This window comes from Flagellimonas sp., assembly GCF_965233845.1.
In the GTDB taxonomy this organism is placed as follows: Bacteria; Bacteroidota; Bacteroidia; order Flavobacteriales; family Flavobacteriaceae; genus Flagellimonas.
Map to the genome: position 1 here is coordinate 4,410,440 of NZ_OZ247584.1, position 20,585 is coordinate 4,431,024.

At 41.4% G+C, this 20,585-nt stretch carries 16 protein-coding genes; 11 read left to right on the plus strand and 5 right to left on the minus strand.

The genetic code is table 11. The features are described from left to right. Positions 1–2: 2 nt before the first annotated feature. From ACO6S0_RS19730 to ACO6S0_RS19745, 4 genes are all read right to left on the minus strand, one after another. Positions 3–2,162, minus strand: a complete 2,160-nt coding sequence (locus tag ACO6S0_RS19730; protein WP_422349990.1) for a GDSL-type esterase/lipase family protein — start codon at positions 2,160–2,162, stop codon at positions 3–5. Beyond that, entirely contained in the window at positions 2,159–3,157 is a 999-nt protein-coding gene (locus tag ACO6S0_RS19735; RefSeq protein ID WP_422349991.1) for a metallophosphoesterase family protein, read from the minus strand. The genes ACO6S0_RS19730 and ACO6S0_RS19735 overlap by 4 nt, the downstream gene beginning before the upstream one ends. A 16-nt stretch (positions 3,158–3,173) precedes the next feature. Next, the gene (locus tag ACO6S0_RS19740) at positions 3,174–5,954 is read right to left on the minus strand and encodes an NPCBM/NEW2 domain-containing protein (RefSeq protein ID WP_422349992.1); all 2,781 of its coding nucleotides are present in this window, start codon (positions 5,952–5,954) and stop codon (positions 3,174–3,176) included. A gap of 80 nt (positions 5,955–6,034) precedes the next feature. Continuing rightward, positions 6,035–7,516, minus strand: coding sequence for an alpha-L-fucosidase (locus ACO6S0_RS19745; RefSeq protein WP_422349993.1), 1,482 nt, complete (start codon positions 7,514–7,516; stop codon positions 6,035–6,037). A gap of 381 nt (positions 7,517–7,897) precedes the next feature. On the opposite strand from ACO6S0_RS19745, the gene ACO6S0_RS19750 reads away from it, so the two are divergent. Beyond that, positions 7,898–9,160, plus strand: coding sequence for a site-specific integrase (locus ACO6S0_RS19750; protein WP_224835632.1), 1,263 nt, complete (start codon positions 7,898–7,900; stop codon positions 9,158–9,160). A 30-nt stretch (positions 9,161–9,190) separates the two neighbouring features. Here the strand turns inward: ACO6S0_RS19750 and ACO6S0_RS19755 are convergent, their stop codons facing one another. Further along, positions 9,191–10,318: a Fic family protein gene (locus tag ACO6S0_RS19755; protein WP_422349994.1), complete on the minus strand. Its 1,128-nt coding sequence runs from the start codon at positions 10,316–10,318 to the stop codon at positions 9,191–9,193. A gap of 725 nt (positions 10,319–11,043) precedes the next feature. Between ACO6S0_RS19755 and ACO6S0_RS19760 the strand changes: the two genes are divergently transcribed. From ACO6S0_RS19760 to ACO6S0_RS19805, 10 genes are all read left to right on the plus strand, one after another. Further along, entirely contained in the window at positions 11,044–11,334 is a 291-nt protein-coding gene (locus tag ACO6S0_RS19760) for a helix-turn-helix domain-containing protein (protein ID WP_224835630.1), read from the plus strand. 138 nt (positions 11,335–11,472) lie between these two features. Then, a complete protein-coding gene (locus ACO6S0_RS19765) occupies positions 11,473–11,811 on the plus strand; it encodes a plasmid mobilization protein (RefSeq protein WP_224835629.1) in 339 nt (112 codons plus the stop codon). Next, positions 11,808–12,854, plus strand: coding sequence for a relaxase/mobilization nuclease domain-containing protein (locus ACO6S0_RS19770; RefSeq protein ID WP_422349995.1), 1,047 nt, complete (start codon positions 11,808–11,810; stop codon positions 12,852–12,854). The genes ACO6S0_RS19765 and ACO6S0_RS19770 overlap by 4 nt, the downstream gene beginning before the upstream one ends. Positions 12,855–13,249: 395 nt before the next feature. Continuing rightward, positions 13,250–14,077, plus strand: a complete 828-nt coding sequence (locus ACO6S0_RS19775; protein WP_224835627.1) for a M48 family metallopeptidase — start codon at positions 13,250–13,252, stop codon at positions 14,075–14,077. A 1-nt stretch (position 14,078) separates the two neighbouring features. Next, the gene (locus tag ACO6S0_RS19780) at positions 14,079–16,433 is read left to right on the plus strand and encodes an FHA domain-containing protein (protein ID WP_422349996.1); all 2,355 of its coding nucleotides are present in this window, start codon (positions 14,079–14,081) and stop codon (positions 16,431–16,433) included. A gap of 10 nt (positions 16,434–16,443) precedes the next feature. Further along, positions 16,444–17,298 carry a hypothetical protein gene (locus ACO6S0_RS19785; RefSeq protein ID WP_422349997.1) on the plus strand — a complete coding sequence of 285 codons (855 nt, stop codon included), beginning with the start codon at positions 16,444–16,446 and terminating at the stop codon, positions 17,296–17,298. A gap of 19 nt (positions 17,299–17,317) precedes the next feature. Continuing rightward, entirely contained in the window at positions 17,318–17,878 is a 561-nt protein-coding gene (locus ACO6S0_RS19790; RefSeq protein ID WP_422349998.1) for an RNA polymerase sigma factor, read from the plus strand. A 2-nt stretch (positions 17,879–17,880) separates the two neighbouring features. Then, entirely contained in the window at positions 17,881–18,999 is a 1,119-nt protein-coding gene (locus tag ACO6S0_RS19795; protein ID WP_422349999.1) for a hypothetical protein, read from the plus strand. Between the two features lie 76 nt (positions 19,000–19,075). Next, a complete protein-coding gene (locus tag ACO6S0_RS19800) occupies positions 19,076–19,606 on the plus strand; it encodes a hypothetical protein (protein ID WP_422350000.1) in 531 nt (176 codons plus the stop codon). Positions 19,607–19,783: 177 nt separating this feature from the next. After that, on the plus strand, positions 19,784–20,557 hold the full coding sequence (locus ACO6S0_RS19805) for a tetratricopeptide repeat protein (RefSeq protein WP_422350001.1): 774 nt from the start codon (positions 19,784–19,786) through the stop codon (positions 20,555–20,557). Positions 20,558–20,585 lie beyond the last annotated feature (28 nt).

Sequence of the window (20,585 nt, forward strand, 5' to 3'; positions counted from 1 at the left end):
ACTTAAGATTTACTGTTTTTATTCTGAATTTTCAGCTCTGCTATTTTCTTGGCAATAAAAGCGCCCCAAACCTCATATCCCTTTGATTTTAGGTGGATGCCGTCGTCACTGTAACAATCTTGTTTCAAATGACCTTGTCCATCGCTCAACTCATCAACCAAATTATAGTAATGAACCATTTCTCGGTTTCCCAAATCAGCAATTAACTGATGCACCCGATCATATTTTTTTCTTCTTTCGGAATCACTATCCAAACCGGTGGGGAGCGGACCAAAAAGTAAGATGTTGGAGTTGGGCAATTTCTCCCGCAACAATTCAACGTTTAGGATTATGCCTTGGGCAATTTCCTCTGCGGAGTTATATGGAAAATTGTTCACCCCTATGGCCAGAGTGACAAACTTTGGCTTACCCTCATCGTAATGGCCATTTTTAATTCTCCATGCGGTGTGCTGCGTCCGGTCACCCGAAATACCTGCACAGACCCAATTTAAGTTTTTAAGGTGTTTTTCGGCCGCTGGAAGCCCTGGTTTATAGGTGGTCAGCGTACGGCTCCCGCCCCATCCTTGGGTTATGGAATTGCCAATCAGGAGCAAGTCCAGTTTACCTGAATTTCTACTCAAAGAGTCAATGTCCTGCATTTGGTACCACCAGCCTTTATCCTCTTTCCACCCTGCGGCGGAACGGTATTCAGAACCAGGTGAGGGGATGGACGCAAAATTGATTTTTCGGCCAGAGGCCCTCAAGATAAAATCCACAATCGGAGTTGGATTTTCCAAACTGTGGGGATGATGACCCACATCGGGTTTGTAAATCGTTTTTATGTTTCCACCTGCCGCCTGAATTTCCCGCTCGAAAATCACGGTATTTTCATCAACCGGAACTACTTTATCCGTTTCTCCGCAAACATGCAGCATAGGAAATCCTGCTTTGGCGAGGACAGTGGTTTTATGGATTGGATTGCCATCAAATTTGTCAAGCTCCGTTTCAGAGGAAATACGATAAACTTGTTTAAACTGTTCCCAATCCGAAGGACTCCCATTGCCACTGCCTTTGCCGCCGGGCCAACTTGTACCATCCAAAACGGGGGCATCGGCATATACGCAGACCACTTTTTCAGGATTGGCGGCAGCCCAGTTATAGACTATCAATCCACCGCGACTCATACCTTCCAAGACTACTTTTTCCGAAAGGCCTGCATGGGTCATTAATTCATAAAAATCGTTCCAACGGCTCACAGCTTCTTGGTTTCCAAATAGATTGGACACATCGCAATAGGCAATATGAAACCCTCTTTCCAACAAGGCAATATCCGTTTGCGGCTCGTGGCCCCAAAAACGGGCTCTAAGCACCCAAGGTTTTCCTTCTGCAACTTGTTTTGGTTGTACTATTTTACAATCCCAATCCTTGTATTTGAAATTGGTCTGTTGAAACCCGTGAAAATTTTCCTGGCTTTCAATTTGAACATTTTGATTTTCTAAAATGCTATGAGTAGATATGGTTTTTTGCACCATATGTTCATAAACCAGCTGGGCAATTTTAGTTGCACCAAGCGATGAAGGATGGACCTTATCCGGAAACATGGACTCATCTCCAGCAAAAACTTGATAAAGGTCCAACACCTCGCTTCCTGTATCATAGGCCACTTTTTGTGTAAGTGGGATCACTTTATCCCGGATAATGGGATTCCAAATGCTGGTGGAGTCCCCTAGAAAGGAAGGTACGGGCAATAGCAATACAACTCTTGTATGCTCATTTTGAGCTTTGAAGGATTGAATCAGTTGTGCATAATCCTTTTCAAAATCTGTGTCCAGATAAATTCTATTTTGTTGTTTGGAATCATTGGTGCCCAATTTTATAAAAACGATATCTGGTGTAAAAGCCAGTGCTTTTTGGTAGGCCTCGGATTCCCAATAGGGATGATCTCCCTTTTGCAAAAGCGTATTGCCGCTTACTCCAAAATTTTCAACCTGATATGCATCGCCCAAGAGGTGCTGAAGTTGTTTAGGGTAGGCATTCATTTCCCGGTTGGCCATTCCCGATCCATAAGTAATGCTGTTCCCCACACAAGCAATTTTGATGGGATCCTTGTCAAGTGTTTTTGTGTCCTGACATGATGATAGCAGTACCGCAAACAGGGTCAGCAAACACAAAAAATGCCTCATGACTTCAACTTCATTTTGAATCCTGTGATTGTTGGAACAATGGGATCATGCGGAGCAGGTTCAGGCATTCCCATTTCCTTGGGGCCAGGACCAACAAATTCTGTTTTTCTGGGCTCCAAGGTAATTTTGTCTTTTTCGATTTTCATGAAAGTGAACAAAGATTCCTTATAGGGAATAGTGTATTTGATCCACTTATGCTGTGCGTCAATTTCCTTGCTATATCGGATAGTTTGATAGTCGCCACCCACCCAACGATAGGAAGCACTATTGACCTGTACATAGTAAATACCATTGATCTTGGTCATAAAGTCGGTATGGTGATGACCGCTCAGGCAGCAGAGCACTTTTTGATACCCTGCGGATGCATTGGCCTCTTCCAAAATCTTTTGAATTTCCTTTAGGTTGGCAACTCCACCATCTTCCAATTCCAAGGTTTGATGACTGAAGATAATGGTAGGTTTGTCGGTTTTATCCAAATCGTCCTTGAGCCACCTTTGCTGCTCCTGGCCTATGTAGCGATTATAACCTTCCCAAGGTTTTGGATTGGGGTCATTGCCATCCAAGACCACAAAATGGATGCCCTTTTTGTCAAAGGAATAGTAATTGGAAGGCATGTCCCAAAATGTTCTGGTTTGCTCTTTGGTGAAGCCTAGATCGGTATCGTGATTACCGAGCACATGGTATTTTGGACCCGAATAGCTGTTCCAAATGGACATGAAATCTTGATTTTGGTCCCTTGGAATGCAAAAATCCCCCAGTTGGATAATGAAATCGAGCTGACGTTGGTTGGCCTCATCCATGAACGCTTGCAATCGAGCTTCTGCATCATGCATTATATCCTGATGGACATCTGCAATTAGTCCAATCTCAAGGGATTCCTTTTTGAAGCTATGGGGAAACACCTCCAAAGGCAAAATCATGGCCGTGCCCGCCATGGCGGAGAGTTTGATGAAATCCCTTCTGCTTTTATGACTCTTGATTGTTTTGTCCGTCATTCCCATCTGTTTTTTCTTATTCGATTACAAACCAGGTATATCCGTTTGCTGGAATGTTTACCTCAATATTGATTTTATAACCCCTAGTTAGCTGATACGTTTTGAACGACCCTTCCTTTTCCCTGACCCTGGCTGTTTCCGTTAGCCCGGTATAGTATAGCGGCAGGTCAATTTTTCTAGTCATATCCTTGTCTGTGGGATTGAATACCATAAGCAAGCCTTTCTCCTTTAGGTTGGGATTTACGTGCATAAATCCATCCCAATCTTTTCCAGAAGGGCGTCTTAAATGAATGATATCGCTGTTCAAAATCTCCCGATAATTCTTATACCAGTCAATGACCTTTTTGACTACCGTTTTGGTTTTTGGGGTATCGTACAATCTGGGGCCACGATAACACGCCTGTACTCCGGAACCATAGTTCTGCATCATATGGCTTTCGTAGGCATCCAAATGATCGTTTAGGGGTTCAAGTGTAGCAGCGGCTCCACCGCCATGGTATTCGGTTAAGGGGACAAACGTCCAGCACATGCTGGGGATACTTTTCCAAAGTCCATCATAAATATTGCTTCGTCCCAGTACCAATTGTCTGTTTCTTGGCAAGGACCAATTGACTTCTCTATAGCCGATACCCGTTTTATTGGTTCCGGAATTAAGATAGAAATCGGGGACATTCATATAAATTCCCTGGGCACGCATCCACTTGTACAATCCTTGGATTTGGGCATACTGTTTCCACTGTGAATCTTCCAATCCATTGTGATGCGCATGACGGGTTGAAGCGCAAACATTTCCGGGGTAGGATCCGTCGTTTTCAAAGACCTGCATTCCCGTTTTGGTAAAGAATTTTTTGATTTTTCTAAAATAATCGTGACCCCAGTCGCTACTTAGGCAAGGCGATGAACCAAAGATCATCCCCCCGCGTTTTCCGGTTTTGGGATTGATGACATCCACCTCATCACTGATCCATCTACTGGATAGGAGGGAGTACCCCCCGAGTTCCACTCCCTTGGAATTGGCATAGGCTACCAAATCCCTGAATTTTTGATAATAGGCCTCGGACTCTTTTTCCATATCCAATCCGCTTCCGAAGCTTAAGATAATCATTTCATAGCCCACTTCGGCACATTGGTCCACGGCGGTTTTTATCTTTTGCGGGTCCGTTGAGGTAAGATGCAAAAAAATGGGGTTTTCCGTGGTCCATGGTGAAATGGTACGATACATTTTTCTTAAGAAAAGCCCCTTGCGTTCCTTGTCAAAACTATCAAATGGGGTTTCCCATACCCTGAATGTAGCAAGGGTCTCCCCAGGAGGAATACCCGTGTCTGGTCCCAGCGGCGGTTTTACCTCCAAGATACAGGGTAGTTGCAGCGGGTAGTTGGTTTGGGAGGTGTACCGTGGATCTACTTCCCAGAACGTGGTCTTGTCAGATGTTTTTTGCTGCATGGCCCCAAAGGCGTAGTCTGTTTCAATGTGAATGTTCGGTTTTTCGAAATGCTCTGGAACGTCCACCAAACTTTCACCTTCAACCATGGCCAACTGTTCCAACTTAAAATGGTTCAACTGCACCAACAAATCCCCTTCATTAATGACCTCTATCCATTTACTCAAAGTGGGCAATCCATCGTACAAAGCATAGTGAACTTTGACTTTGATCTTGTCTTTTACCAAGGTAAATATCAATTCCTTTCCCTGGGGCATATTTGGATTTGAAGCCCATCGGACGCGTTTCCATTCCAGGCGGTCTTCGATATTTTTTATTTCGAAATCTTGGATCAGAAAGGCATTTGGAGTAGCCGCCAATTGATCTACCCAATTCATCAGAGTGTATGCATACTCAGGTTGTTTGCTAAGTCCGCCTATGGTGTAAGGTTTACCGTCTATGGTCAATACTCCTTCATTGGAAACTGCACGAAGTAAACTCTCACCTCTCATTTGATTGATATAATCAATGGTTGCGAGATTGGGAGATAAGCGGAAAACCCGGGCAACAAGTCCGTTGGATAGGACAATATCTTTGTTGGTGTTGATACGATAAATGTTGGCCTTGGCTTGGGAATTGTCCAGAAGCCAATCGTATTTGGGCTGGGCCAAAGGTGTTTCTATTTGGGGCAAGGCCTCAATCTTCTTTGTCAACTGCTCCTCTAGGGCCTTGTCCATTTTTGGAGCTTCACCCACGTACTCAGCTTCTACAATGATCGGTGCAATCTCAAAATATTCGATGCTTGGATTTACCCAAACCGCATGATCGCCACTGGCCCCATCGCCACCATCCTCAACTATCAACTCCAACACACCACCTTTTACTTGTAGCTCTACATTTTTGGCCGTATCGCCCTTGCGCATAACACCACTGTTAAAGACCTCTTCGCCATTATGGAGCACTTTGAAAATGGCACTGCCTTCATCAACATTTCCGTTGGCTCCTTCAAGACCTACAAACTGTTTACGGGTATCTGTTACCTGATAAAACATGCGTTTACCGTCAGTCAGCGGGATGCTTTTGATGGAGCTTGCCGAATAGTCTATCTTGGAGTCGTTGATGCCGACCTTAGCCGAAAAACTAGACCCATCATACATTTTGATTTTGAGGGAGGAACTGGCATGCACACCAATGCCTTTGTCAAATCTTTCACCAGCTATAGACAATGGTTCACCCGTAACAGATTTGTTTTTTGCAGGAGCGCTGTAGCTTTGTTGGGCCAGGGTAATTTCCAAGTCACCAACAGCAACATGGGATTGGGCATAGATCAAAGGTGCACCCAACAAAAAGAATACTAATATCTTAAGTGTTTTCATCTCATCCACTTTCGTATTATGGGAAGTTGGTCATAAAGGATTTTGTCCCTTAATCGGTTAGTACCCAAAATTGCTTACCCTTATTTTGTTATTCTAAAGGTATAAGCATATAAATCTGTGGGCTTAACCTTATTGGGGTCATATTCTGGCATTACCAGAACCATGTCCTTGCCAGATTGATTCCATGCTATCTCTTCACCAGTGGCAAGTAGTACCACTTTGGTTCCATTTTTAGGTTTAAAGTCATGTATGGTCAGTTCTTCACCAGGCCATTTTGGGACTATGGCAAAATAGGCTTCTTGGTTTTGCGTAAAAAATGCTTCCTTGACGGCATATCCTTCTTCTGGGTTAACCGTTTGCTTCAAGATAAAATCTCCGCCCAAATAATGTTGTTTGGGCTTGTAATTTTGAATGCCTTCAGACCATTGGAAGGAATGCTTCCACGGTCTTGTACCATAAATGGCCTCTCCATTGGTTTTCAACCATTGTCCGATGTTCAATAGGCGTTCCTGCATGATGGGTGGAATGGAACCGCGTCCATCCGGGCCTATGTCCAACAACAAATTCCCGCCGGTACTAACGATGTTGACAAGCATCAAGACCAAGGCTTTGGGAGAGTTGTAATCTTGGGCATCTTCATTTTGATTATATCCAAAGGAGAAACCCATACCCCTGCATTCTTCCCATGGCTTGGTAAATTCAGGAGCTTCAGACTCATATTCCGTGGTAAAATAGCCCCCGTGTATTTTTCGAATCCCTTTACCCCAACGGTCGTTGATCACAATGGAGTTCTTTACAGAGGATTCATTGAAAAGCCAAGCAAGAAATTCCTTGGATTTCCATTTGTCATCTTCCATATCCCATTCTCCGTCTGCCCACAGCACATCCGGTTCATATTTTTGCACCAAATCTTTGATTTGGGGAAGGAAGTGCTCGTCTACAAAGCGAGGCTTGTCATTTTGCCACCATGGATGGTACCATTCGTATAAGGAATAGTATAGCCCCATTTTAATGGGCGTTTTTTTGATGGCTGTAGAAAGTTCCCCTACCAAATCCCTTTTGGGACCAATTTCCATACTGTTCCATGCAAAACCTCTGTCGTTAGCTTGCGGGTTGGGCCATAGGGTGAAACCATCATGATGTTTGGAGGTTAGAACAATATATTTGGCTCCGGCTTTCTCAAAAAGTTGTGCCCATTCGTCGGGCTCAAATAAGTCGGCCTTAAAAAGATCACCAAATTGGTAATAGCTAAAATCCGCTCCATATTTCTTGTTATGGTATTGGGTGACCTCGTCTCCTTTGAAATCCCCATTACCAAAAAGAGCGGAACTTTGTAACCAATATTGATACCACTCAGAATAAGTTCCTTTGGGCGACCATGCAGGTACGGAGTAGGGTCCCCAATGGATAAAGATCCCAAATTTAGCATCTTGGAACCAATCGGGAACTGGTCTGGTATCCAGAGATTCCCAGGTGGGTTCGTACATCTTTTGGGCATGGGCGGCCACTGCGCTAAACAAGCAAAGTAGTATAAGGGCAGCTAGTTTTTTTGAGCAATTCATTTGTTGATGTTTTAGTCCAGTTCTTTGGAATTATTGGAGTAAATGCTGTAGCAAATTGTAAAAATAGCTGCCTTGGTCAGGGTTAGCTTCTAGAAATTATGCTTCTGTCAATACTTTTTTTGCTTATTCTTGGAAATCACAAAGTATGACGGTCTAAAAACTACGGAATTTTTGGGAGTGATTTTTCAGGAAGGCTTTTGAAGATGGTGATTTTCAGAAAACAAAAAACCCTCCAACAAAGTTGAAGGGTTTTGCGGTCTGGACGGGATGCTACCTTGCATTTTTAACATTTCATTAACTTACATTATTTTATTGATTATCAATTAATTAAATGCATATTGATTTTTATTTTACATCATAAAACACTACTTTTCATGAAAAATGCAGCACGAATGCAGCACGCAAATGTATAATTACAACTTTTATATTTCAGAATCACCAAACAAAAATGGAACCCATAGTATCAAATTAAGATACTATGAAAATCGTCATGTAAGAATCCAAATCGATACGGGAATTGAAATTGCAATGAAGTATTGGAACAAGGATAAATCGTTCCTTAAAAAATCAAAGGAAGTGGGTTCTGAATTTGTTCAACTTACCCAAATGGACAGCTTGGCCAATCAAATTGTTTCCAGTTATCGAAATCAGGGCAGGCCACTTTCAAAAAAGATGTTCAAGAAACAATTTGAAGAAGGAGAACCGTCCATCAATTCAAAACCTGTCCAAGACTTTTTTACTGAATTCGACCATTATCTGGAAAGCAAAAAGAGCAAGGTGGTCAAAGATGTCATCAAGGATTACAATTCACTTAGAAAGCATTTGGAGGGTTTCCAGGAATTTTCAGGAATCATCATCGATTTCAATGCTTTTGATTATCATTTCTATCAAGAATGGACGGATTACTTAGCGTACCATGCGCCATTAAAAAATGGTGGTATCGGAATGAAGAACAACACGATAGGCAAGTTGGTTAAAAACTTAAAGGCTTTCTTAAATGACCGTATGCGTAGAAACCGTATCAAGCCCATAGATCTTTCGGCATTCAAGGTAGTTCAAGAAGAAGTGGACCACATCTATTTGTCCGATGACGAAATTCAGTCTATTGCAGCCGTTGATTGTAAAGCCGATAAAGAATTGGAGAAAGTAAAAGACTTCTTTGTAATTGGGTGTTTGACAGGGCTTCGGTTTTCCGATATTTCGAGGATTCGACCTGAGTATTTGGATGATAATGGGTTTTTGAATATCCGACAAAAGAAGACTTCTGGCCGAATTGTAGTACCACTTCGCTCCCAAGTCAAGAGCATTTTGGGAAAGTACGATGGATATGCCCCGGATATTGATTCATTCACTTTCAACAGGCGCATAAAGGAACTTGGGGACTCAGCCAAGCTTCACCAAAAAGTAGAAATTGAACATAAACGGGGAACCATTAAAGAAGCACAACTTTTGGAGAAATATAAATTGATAAGTTCCCATACCTGTAGGCGTTCCTTTTGTACCAATGCTTACCTAAATGGTATTGATGTGCAACTCATCATGAAGATTTCCGGCCATAAATCAGAAAAGGCTTTCCGTCGTTATCTCAAAATTTCAAATTATGAGGCCGCCCAGAAATTGAAAGAGGCCTGGGGAATTTCATAAAACGAAAACGTGTATGATTGTCAAATAAAATCAAACTTCGTTTTTGAACTTTAGGTTTAGTGAGTACCGGGTGCTTTTGAGTTCACCAGATTTGACTAATATGGATTTGTTGGCCAAATCCTTTAAATCACGTGTGGCCGTTGATGCAGATGTTTGGGCTATACGAATATAATTGTCCGCACTAAGCCCTCCTTTAAATCCCTTATATCCTGCTTTGAACATACGTTGGACTACTTTTAGCTGGCGTTCGTTCATCAAACGGGAGTATTGATCAAAGAACCTTGCTTTTTGAATCAAAAAGTCAATGGTTTTGATGGTGTGTTGTTGTGCTGCAAGTATAGTTTCCCCAAAGTATAGTAGAAATTCAGTAAGGTCTAGTTTGAAATTATGGGCTTCGATGGAAGAATAGTATTCTTTTTTGTTTGACTCGATGGTCTGTGATAGGGATATAAGTGCTGGTCTACCCAAATCCATGGAAATCGATTTTTCTGAAATCCCTCTAGCAATACGTCCATTTCCGTCTTCAAAGGGGTGGATGGCCAAAAAGTAATAATGTGCCAATCCTGACTTGGCCAATGGAAGCATTTTGGATTTGTTTGTCGTATGGGTTTCGTTGAACCAACGAACATAAGTTTCCATTTCATTTGTCATTTTTGATGAGGGGGGTGCTTCATAATGTACCGTCGGCTTGTCGAGGCGTCCTGAAACAACCTGCATAGGGTCTTCATGGGTACGATATCTTCCAATATCCACTAAATCCCTTCTGCCATTGGCGAGCATCTGATGCCACTCAAAAAGTTGTTCATGGGTCAATGGTACTGCATATGTTCGATATAGATTGACCATCATTTCAGATATTCCATATTCAGCTTGGGGAAGTTTCTTTCTTTCCGTTTCAAGTCCTAAGTTTTTTTTGATGGATTCCTGAATACTCCCACGGTCAAGATATTCCCCTTCAATTGCCGAAGTAGTTAGTGCCTCATCCGACAAAACTTCAATTAAAAGCTCATTTTTGTCTTCCTCATCAATATGTTTAATTGAACCTAGAGCTACTCCACTAGTTTGAACAAACTGATATTCTAGGTCCTCCAAAGCTGCTTCATCATATCTGAAATTGGGCCAGTCTTGTTGTTGCCAGTTCCATTTGAAAGCTGTCATGAGCCAAATAATTAAAGTTTATAGCTCAAAAATAATATAAAAATGAGCTATAAATTAAATTTTTATAGCCCAAAAGAGAAAAATGGAAGAAACGGTCACTGAGAACTACTAAAAACGGATTATTTGAACTATCGTAAGTTTTGACATAGAAGATTTGTTTTTCAGCTGTTTATTGGTACTTGTATTGTGCTTAATTTTTCCTAGTGAAGGTGGTTCACTTTCGCCCTGTCAGCTCTGCTAACTTTATCCCAGTTGGAGTGATATAAGATGGCCGGTGTTTCTATTTAATATGCCACATACAAAACTTAATGTGCTGTTCATTTCTTCATAGCATTATATAACCATTTGTATGAAACATTAACTATTGCTTTGTACAAATGTATAATTATACATCTGTATAAATATTTGTGGAAAGGGAGAAAGAAGACAGTGGCTAGAGATTGTCCGAATGTTGGGGTAAACGGAATTCTTTTTCTCCCTACCCATATTTCTATATCTGTTGCCAAAAATATCGTTTTTGGCAACAGCCTCGAAGGAATCGAATAGGGATGTTAAGCCTCCGGAGGCTTAACATCCCTATCTTAGATTTGACCTCAATTCCCATACAAATTTATTTTGAATGTTTCTTGATTTGCCGTACATAAACTGATGTATGGCAAACGGGTTAAATGCTGTTCAATGTTGCTAGGTTTGTTCAATAAAGTAAATCAACAAATACCAGTAATATGAAGCGCATATTTATCATGGACGACGATGGATTAAAGGAATATGTTCCTGTAGAATCTCTTAAAAACAATTTAGCTCCAAAACTGAAGGATGAGGAGAATGAAAATCAAACTGAAAATGAAATGTTGACGATTGCCGATTTGGTCAAAAAATTCAAAGTGACCAGACCGACCATCTATTCCTGGATGGAAAAAGGGCTGCTCAAAAAGATACCTATTGGGGGACGTGTCCTGTTCCATCCCAATGACATCAATGAACTTATCGATCGGTTAAGGGGAATCTCTTTTTAGAAACAAATTGATGACCCAAAGACAAAACAGAAAATGGACTTTATATCGGAGATCTTGAAGCAAGCCATGTTTTCGCAAGCAAAAACTGCTCACTCTGTTCGCATGGCTTGTTGGGGATTCTCCCCAAACCCCTAAAATATGGCAAGACCAAAAAAGAAAATACGAGAATTAAAGGCTATTCGGGTAAACGTGAGAATGACGGTGGACGAATACCTGATACTATCCCAAAATGCAAGTACGTTGGGAATTACGATTCCCGATTATATAAGGAAAAGGGTAACGGGAAAAGCACTACCAAGAAAAAGAATATTGCTCGAGGACAGACAACTTTTCATTGAGTTGGGCCGTATCGGGAATAATATTAACCAACTCACTAAAAAGGTACATCTGGGAATGAAACATCCTCCAATGTTAATTAATCAACTAGCGGAATTGAAAAACATTTTAGACATGCTAAAATCAAATATTGTAAAGTGATTGCCAAGCAGATTAAAGGAAAGGATTTCTATGGTGTGTTGGCCTACAATGAAAAGAAGATAGAACAGGGGGAAGGCCATCTGTTGGACACCAATCTTACCTATGGAAGGATTATGGATATGACCCAAGAGTTCAATTTGATCAGACAGCTTCGACCTCGACTTGACAAAGTGGTGTATCATGTTTCATTGAACCTGCCCTATGATGATAGGTTAAGTGATGGGCAATTCACATCTTTGGGAATGGAATATCTGAAAGGCATGGGTTTCGATGACAATCAGTATATCATGTATCGACATTGCGACCAAGAACACGAACACATCCATATTGTGGCTAATCGTGTAAAGTTTTCCGGGGAAGTGGTCAGCGACAGTAGAGATTACGAACGAAGCGAGAATCTGGTTCGGAGCCTTGAACTAAAATATGGGCTGTCCCAGCTTACCGATTTGAAATTGGCCAAAAAGACAAGGCTTACTCATAAAGAGATTCAAAAGACTTTTAGAACAGGAGAACCACCATTAAAACTTACGCTTCAACAGCATCTTGAAAATGCCATCTTAAAATCCAATAATGTAACGGAATTCATTAATGAGCTGGTTAAAATGAAAATAACTCCCAAGTTCAACATAAGCAAAAGTACCGGACGGGTAACAGGAATCTCTATTAGGTATAATGGCATTATATACAAAGGAAGCACCCTTGGGCGACAATTTTCATGGAACAATATCATCAAACGAATCGATTATGAACAAGACAGAGACCGTGCAGTTATTCTCGAAAATAATAGCACAGAACGAAGAAGTGATAGCGCTTTTAAAGAATTTAGAAGGGCATCAACACCAATTGCAGGAAAGACATTTAGCGTTATTGGACAGACTATCAAAACTATTGAACAACCAAAAAGTGATATGGGAAACGTTGAAGCAATTGGATTGAAATCACATCAAACCGATGACAATCAATGGAATTCTTTTAAACTGGAACTTGACGATAAGATTCGATTTAGGAAGAAAAGGCGAAAAGGAAAAGGACGGAGACTGTAATGGTCAATGGTATGGATGATTCAAAAAAGTCAAAGCCATGCTGTTTAGTAAAAAAGAAAGAATAATAGCAATTATTACTAATGTTCTTCTATAATTCCTAAATACTATTATTTTCACCCAATTTTTGGATGTGAAATCTTAAAGTAGGATTTTTTCAACTCTGTCTGGCATATAGATTGATTAATGGCCATTATCTCTTAAAGATGTAAATCAAATCTTCTTCGATGGATTTAAAGTATTTTTCTTGGATTCCTTTTTGGAAACAAAATCACAGTTAATAAACTGCTTCCCTGTTCTTTTTTTTGGGTATCTCAGTGACAAAAGTTTATAAAACTGAAAACCTTGACTTAAAAAGATGACATTTGTTATTTTTGGTTATATACACTAAAAACATCATGAGATACTCATTATCAACCTTGTTCCTCTGCTTCTTTATCCAGGTTTCGATTGCACAAATCTCCGTTGAAAAATTGGAAGAGGCCCTTTCAGATTACACGACAAAAATAGAACATGCCACTGTGCTCCAGGATTGTGGCCATGCCTTTGATGGACCTGCTTTTTTTTACAAACAAGCGGAGAACAATTGGTTGGATTTTGCACTGAATATTTCCAGTGATTCCAAAAAAAACATTGGAAGGGATATGTATAACAGATATGTTGCCCTTGGCCAATTGGACAACAACCATTTTGCCAAACCAAAGGTAGAGGAAATACTTCAACGTATCGTTAAAAATGTGTCCCGAAAGGATGTATCCTATCGAATAAGCATTCTTAAATCCGAGGAAATAAATGCTTTTGCCACTTTGGGCGGTTACCTATACATTACCACTGGTCTGCTCAATTTTATTGACTCGTATGACGAATTGGCCTTCATCATAGGACATGAAGTGGCCCATGAGGACAAACTCCACACCCAAAGGAAAGTAACCAAACTTACGCTCTCCACAGACCTTGAGGGAATGACCCGTATGGAAGGTTTCACCGATATCGCCAATAAGATCAATAGGACCTTTTCCCCCCCGTTTGACCAAATTGATGAATATGAAGCCGACAAGGTTGGGTTTGAATTGGCCCAAGCGGCTGGATATGATGTGAACCGATTTGCGGATTTCTTCAGGAAATTGGAACGCTATCAAAAGCAAGACCTCATAAAAAAATTGACTTCCACGCATCCTTTTGCGGAACATCGTAAAAAATGCATCCAATCTTACATCACCCAATAAAATGACATCGGAAATATACCTCATCTGTAATGGACTGTCCATTCCCCTGTCTAAAAATGAAATTGTCACCATCGGGAGAAAGGGCCACGGCGCCCAGGTGGAGATAGACAGTAGGCTTGCTTCCAGAAAACACGCCCAAATTGAAGCAAGGACGGATGGGATCTACATCATGGACCTTGAAAGCTCAAACGGAACCATGGTTGGACAACAACTGATAACACCCAACACATGGGTCAAGATTTTGACTAATGACGTTTTTACCATAGCATCACAAAAACTGCAAGTAGCCACTGAAAGCCCAAAAGAAAAAGTTCCGAAATCCTCGGAACCCCAAAAGGAGTTCAAAGGCTTCAAACAAAAAATTGTTGCCAAGGGCTCCTATAAGATTGGCCGACTCGAGAACAACGATATTGTCCTGGACGATCCCACAGTGACCCGGGAACATGCCTTGATATCCTATTCGCAAGGTGACTTTTGGATCGAGGACCTCGGTTCCACCAATAAGACCTATCTCAATGGCAAGGAGGTGAAATCCAAAACCAGGTTGAAGGACAGCGATACGATTACCATATCGTTTTACAGCATTACCCTTAAGGATGGGGCCAAGGACCTAAGGAAAGAAAGCAGTGCCATAAAGGCATTGGCCATTCAAAAAAAATACCCGAACAACAAGATAGGATTGCAGGACATGTCCTTGAACATTCCCCATTCCACCTTTGTGGCATTGATGGGCCCCTCGGGTTGTGGAAAATCCACCTTGTTGAAATGTTTGAACGGTGAAAATCCGGCTACTTCTGGAGAAGTGTTCATTCACGGACTTTCATTGGCAGACAACTTTAGTCTGATCAAGAAAAAAATCGGCTATGTTCCCCAAGATGATATCATTCACAAAGAATTGACGGTATACAAGACCTTGTTCTACGCAGCTAAGCTCCGCTTACCTGATGATACAGCCGTTTCAGAGATCAACCAAAGGATTGATAAGGTCATCAACGACCTCAATTTGGACCAAGACAAGGAAAAGGACATCAGGACCATAAAAGTGGGGAATCTCTCTGGTGGACAGCGCAAACGTGTTTCCATTGCAGTTGAACTTTTGACCGAGCCGACCATTCTGTTTTTGGACGAACCCACTTCTCCACTAGATCCCGAGACCATTGAAAGTTTTCTGAAGAGCCTTAAAAAGTTGGCCCATTCGGGAACTACAATTGTAATGGTGACCCACAAACCGGAAGACCTCAACTATGTGGACCAAGCCATATTTTTGGGCGTTCAGGGACACAAGGTATTTCAAGGTCCGGCCAACCTATTGACTTCCCATTTTGAAGCCCAGAACATTGTAGAGGTCTACAGTAAAATGAGTGATATCGGCACTGTAACCTCCTATTACCAAAAACCCGGCAAAGTTGGATACAAGGCCGTTAACAACCCCGAAGTAAAAAAAGAAAAACCAGACTCGTACTGGCTGCAATTGTATTGGTTGGTTTCAAGATATTTCAACATAAAATTAAATGACAAGGGAAATTTGGCCCTGTTATTGGCACAACCTGTGATCATTGCAGGATTGGTATGCTTGGTATTCAACAAGTTTCAGATTGGGGTCATGTTCTTAATGGCCATTTCAGCCGTTTGGTTTGGGGTGAGCAATGCAGCAAAAGAGATTGTTGGCGAGCTTACGGTATACAAAAGGGAGCGAATGTTCAACCTGAACATCAACACCTACATCCTTTCCAAATGGTTGGTACTTTCCTTGATTGCCCTGGTGCAGACCGTATTGTTTGTAAGTATCATCTATCTCAATTTCAAATTAAACACTTTTGAAGGTTTTGAGGAAGTGTACCTACGACCTTTTGGCCAGAGCATGCTGTTCATGTTCTATATTTCGGTTTCTGCCTCCCTGATTGGATTGTGGCTTTCATCAGCCTTTAACACCACAGAGAAAGTAATGACCGTAGTGCCTATTGCATTGATGCCACAGATTATGTTGGCCGGGGTAATGACAAAAATCAACAATACCTTGGTGGAAATCTTGAGCTTTTTCACTTTGGGCCGATGGGGCACCGAGGGCTTTGCCCGATTACAGGACGATGCCTCCCCTGCCTCTGAATTCAATCCAGACTCCGTTCAGGCTGTTTTGACCACTGTTCCACTGCCCACACCAGAAGTGGGTGCACAGACCGCCTCAACCTCAGCAGTGCAACTCCTCGACCTGTACAATGAAAAATTGGTGGATGATGGAACGTTGATCGGTGATGTCTTCAACAGTTTTGATATGAACGTGGTGGTCATCGCTGCACTCAATGTCATGTTCTATGTTTTGATTTATGTTTCACTTAAAAAGAAGGACAGTATTTAAAACCAACACCATGAAAAAAATAACACTAGTATTTGGAGCACTTCTTTTTTTTACCTCATGCAGCAAAAAACCAGAATTTGTTGCCATAGACCATGTTACCATTAAAGGACTCACGGAAGATGCATTGGTGGTGGGATTGGATTACGTTGTATACAACCCCAACAATGTAAAAACAAAACTGAGGCAATCCAGCATGGAGATTTTTTATAAGGATTCTTTGGTTGGAAAGGGATTTTTAAACGAACAAATGGGTCTAGCAGCCAAGGATACCATACGAATACCGGTAACCTGCGAAATAGCACTCAAAAATCTTAATGCCTTTTATCCTGAATTATTGGCATCAGATTCCACCGAATTTGCCCTCAAGGGCAACGGAAAGGTGAGCTTTCTGCTGAATTCCTTCACCATTGCACTGGATGACAAGATACATCTGAACACCAAAAAGGCCATTTTGGAGGAAATCAGCAAAAATTTGGATTACGGCAATAATTTTAAAATTCGGTCCATTTCCAGTAATAAATTGCCCTCACTGAGCAAAACCCGGTTAAAATTAGGTGTTGAGACCCTGAACAGATTGCCTATTGCCTATACCATCAATACCATGAAACTTGAATTCTATTTGGATGAAAACAAAGGGAAAGTGGCGGACTGGACCATGGATGAACCATTTTACCAAGAAGCACTAAAATCCACTACTATTCCCATTGATGTTACCTTGAGCAATTTTGATATTTTAAAACAGATGAAGTTCTCTTGGCTGACCGACCAAAAAGCGAATTTCACTATTTTAGGCGAGGCCCAAATAAAAATTCAGGAGTACAAATTCAATGTGCCCATAAAGGACCGTGTGGAAATAGGATTATAGCCATTTCAGAAAAACCTTGATGACCGACCAAGAACTGATAGATCAATTAAAGAAAGGGAACGAGAATTGTCTGCAGCAACTGTACCAGCATATGGGCATGGTAAAAAGTTGGGTAGGACAGAACAACGGCAATGAAGATGATGCTTTGGATGTTTTTCAAGAAGCCATCATCGTATTCTATAAAAATGTGATGGCCGGAAACTATGAACTCCGAAGCAAAATAAGCACCTATTTGTTTGAAATCTCGAAACGACAGTGGCTCAACCAACTCAACCGAAGAAAAAAATATGAAAATAGACAAAGTGAGATTGGTATTTCACAAGAAGGCCATGAATCCATAGATCCGGAAATCACCAGAAAGGGCCCAAACCTACGGGAATACCTTGAAAAAGCTCTAGCAAAGGTCGGGGACCCCTGCAAATCTGTTTTGGAGGCCACCATATTTTTGGGGATGCGCATGGAGGATATTGCCGAAAAATTCAATTACTCCAGTGCCCGTTCCGCCAGTCAACAGAAATTGAGGTGTCTTCAAAAACTACGGAACGAAGTTTCCTATGATGTCATAATCCGTTTAAAATAAAGATGAGGGAAGACTTACGGCATATTGATTTGATTGATAAACACCTGACAGGGCGGTTGAATGATGATGAAAAAAGTGAGGTGGAGCGACTGTTAGCTGAAGACAAAGAATTTAGAATGGCGCTTGAGGTATATAAAAAGATCTACAAGGGCATTGAATTAAAGGAGGACCTAAAGCTAAGGACCAAACTGGATCTTTTGTATTCGGAGTACAAGGACTCCGAGGAGCAAAAGCCTAAAGGGCTATACCGTAGACTGATTATTTACAGTGGTGCCGTGGCAGCCTGTATTGTATTGGGAACCCTGTTCTACGTCTTCAGGTCAACTGGTAATGACCCCATTGGGAATGACACCCCCAACGTGGTTGATGTGGACTCCGTTCAAACGCAGCCAGCGGATAGTAGTCTCATTTTGAAAAAGAACAATACACAAGTTACAGAGAAAGAAGAACTGCCAGAAGATGAATTGGACGGCAGCCCCCAAGACGAAACACAATTTGCTTTTTCCAACGGAAAATCACTTCCATCGGAATCCATACGCCTGGTTAGGCAGCCCTCATCGCTCACCTACACTTTTAATGGCCAAGAACTGGTCCTTTATGGGGATTCAGGTATTTCAGGCCTTCAAGTACAAATGGGCAAAGATCAAAAAGGCAACTATTACTTAAAATATGGGGATAAATTGTTCAATCTGGCCATTTCGTCGACCATAAATCCGTTGGAAGAAGTCCAGACAAGTTACACTTTTGGGGAACTACAGGATGAGAGCATGCAAGTGAAAGTAATGCCCCTCATCGCAAATTCGCAGCCCTATTCTGGTTTTACCGTATCGGTTTCGGAGAATGCATCTATGGATAAAAATTATTTCTTCCTGGTACAGGATGGACAAAAACGGTTGGTCATAGATGCCAATATGGATATTGATTCCGTTACGGTCATTGTTGTTTCAAAAAGCGAAGGAAACTCCCACTACCTGATCTATAAAAATGAATTATATCCCCTGGACATTAACTCCACAGATGCCACCTCCCTTGAACAGATTGATTTTGTCAAGAACAACGAGACCCGTATGTTTATGGACCGCCCATCCTTTCCTATTGGTGTTTACCAAATATTTTTTTAGAAAAAATCACAAAAAAAAGATGACATCGCCGATTTGCGGTTATATACATATAGAATGTATAACCAAAACGATTAAAATGACATCCAAAAAAGTACACTCAATTCTTCTAATTGGTTTGTTCTGTGGTTTTGTAAATGCCCAAAATCCAGATGCCACAAAAAGAGGAAGCCGGGGAACGACAGCTAAGACTGCGAAACGAGTAGATCAAGTGGACCAAACTGTCCAGGAAACCAACAAAGACATTGACCAAACAGTGGAGGGCATTGACAGCACCATTGAAGGTGCCAAGGAAACCGTTGACAAAGTGGGGAGCATTTTGTTCGGCTCCAAGAAGGAAAAAAGCAAGAACACAATATTGATTTCCATAGCTACTGTTACCTATGGGGACAAAAATGTAGAAACCCTGTACCATGAACTCTCAAAGAAAAATGGAACGAAAAAAACCTCCAAAACCTTTTCGAATGGAGTTGTTACCATCCAAATTGAATCCAAACAAAATGCGGATACCATTTGGCAAGAGATACCCCAAAATGTAAGGGACCCTTTTAAGGTAACCTCCATGGGAGAAAAAAACATTGTGGTTAGACTGCCAACCGAGACTGAATAATCCGTAAATAACCCAGTTACGATATGGCTATTTCATAAATCCCAAACATATTTGACACCAAGGTCTAAAAATGTTGGTATAAAAACTTTCATATACCTATTTTTAATGCTGACTGTCGAATAGGTTCAGGTACAAGAAGATATAACACTAATTTCAACCTTAACACTTCATCACAAAATGAAAAAATTACTACTACTGATTGCCTTACTTTCCTTGGTTCCCAACCTTGCATCCGCAAGACGTATTGGAGGACTTTTTGGAAAAAGCGAACGAATCCAAAAAATTACTGATGTCGATATCAAAGGGGCCAATGGCGAAGACCTTTACCTGGCCCATAAAACAACATCCCTGTATATTTTTATGGGGGCCTACATGACGGACGATGGTTATGTTTTGGGGGTAAAAGGAAGTATCGACACCTATTATGACCTAGATGAAGAGCAGATAAAAAAATTCCAGGCCAGCGGAGCTTTACCCACCCCCCTTCCGCCCTATAAAATAGAATTCACCGAATGGCTATGGGGATATGCCCTATGGATACTGCTTGCCGTTCTGGCCATAATTTGGTTCTTCCCAAAGAATAAAGAAGCCCTTTTTGCCCAAGGATGTAAATATTACTTTGGTAAGAACACTCCGGTGAATTATCCCAAGGCCATGCGCTATTTTGAAAAATCGGCCAAAAAGGAATATGGTCCGGCCGTGTTCAACCTTGGAGTCATGCATCTCTCGGCCCAGGGTACCGAGAAGAATGTGGACAAGGCCATGGAATTGCTGAAAAAGGCCTCCAAATTGGGATATGTGGATGCCAATGTAACCCTTGGAAGCCTTTATTATAACGGAGAGGATGTTTCAAAGGATATGGCCAAGGCTGAAGCGTGGTACAAAAAGGCCTGCGATCAGGGACATGCCAACGCATGCAAAATGGTGACCCATATACAACAGGTCAGTTAATTAAAATCAACACCAAACAGTAACCAAA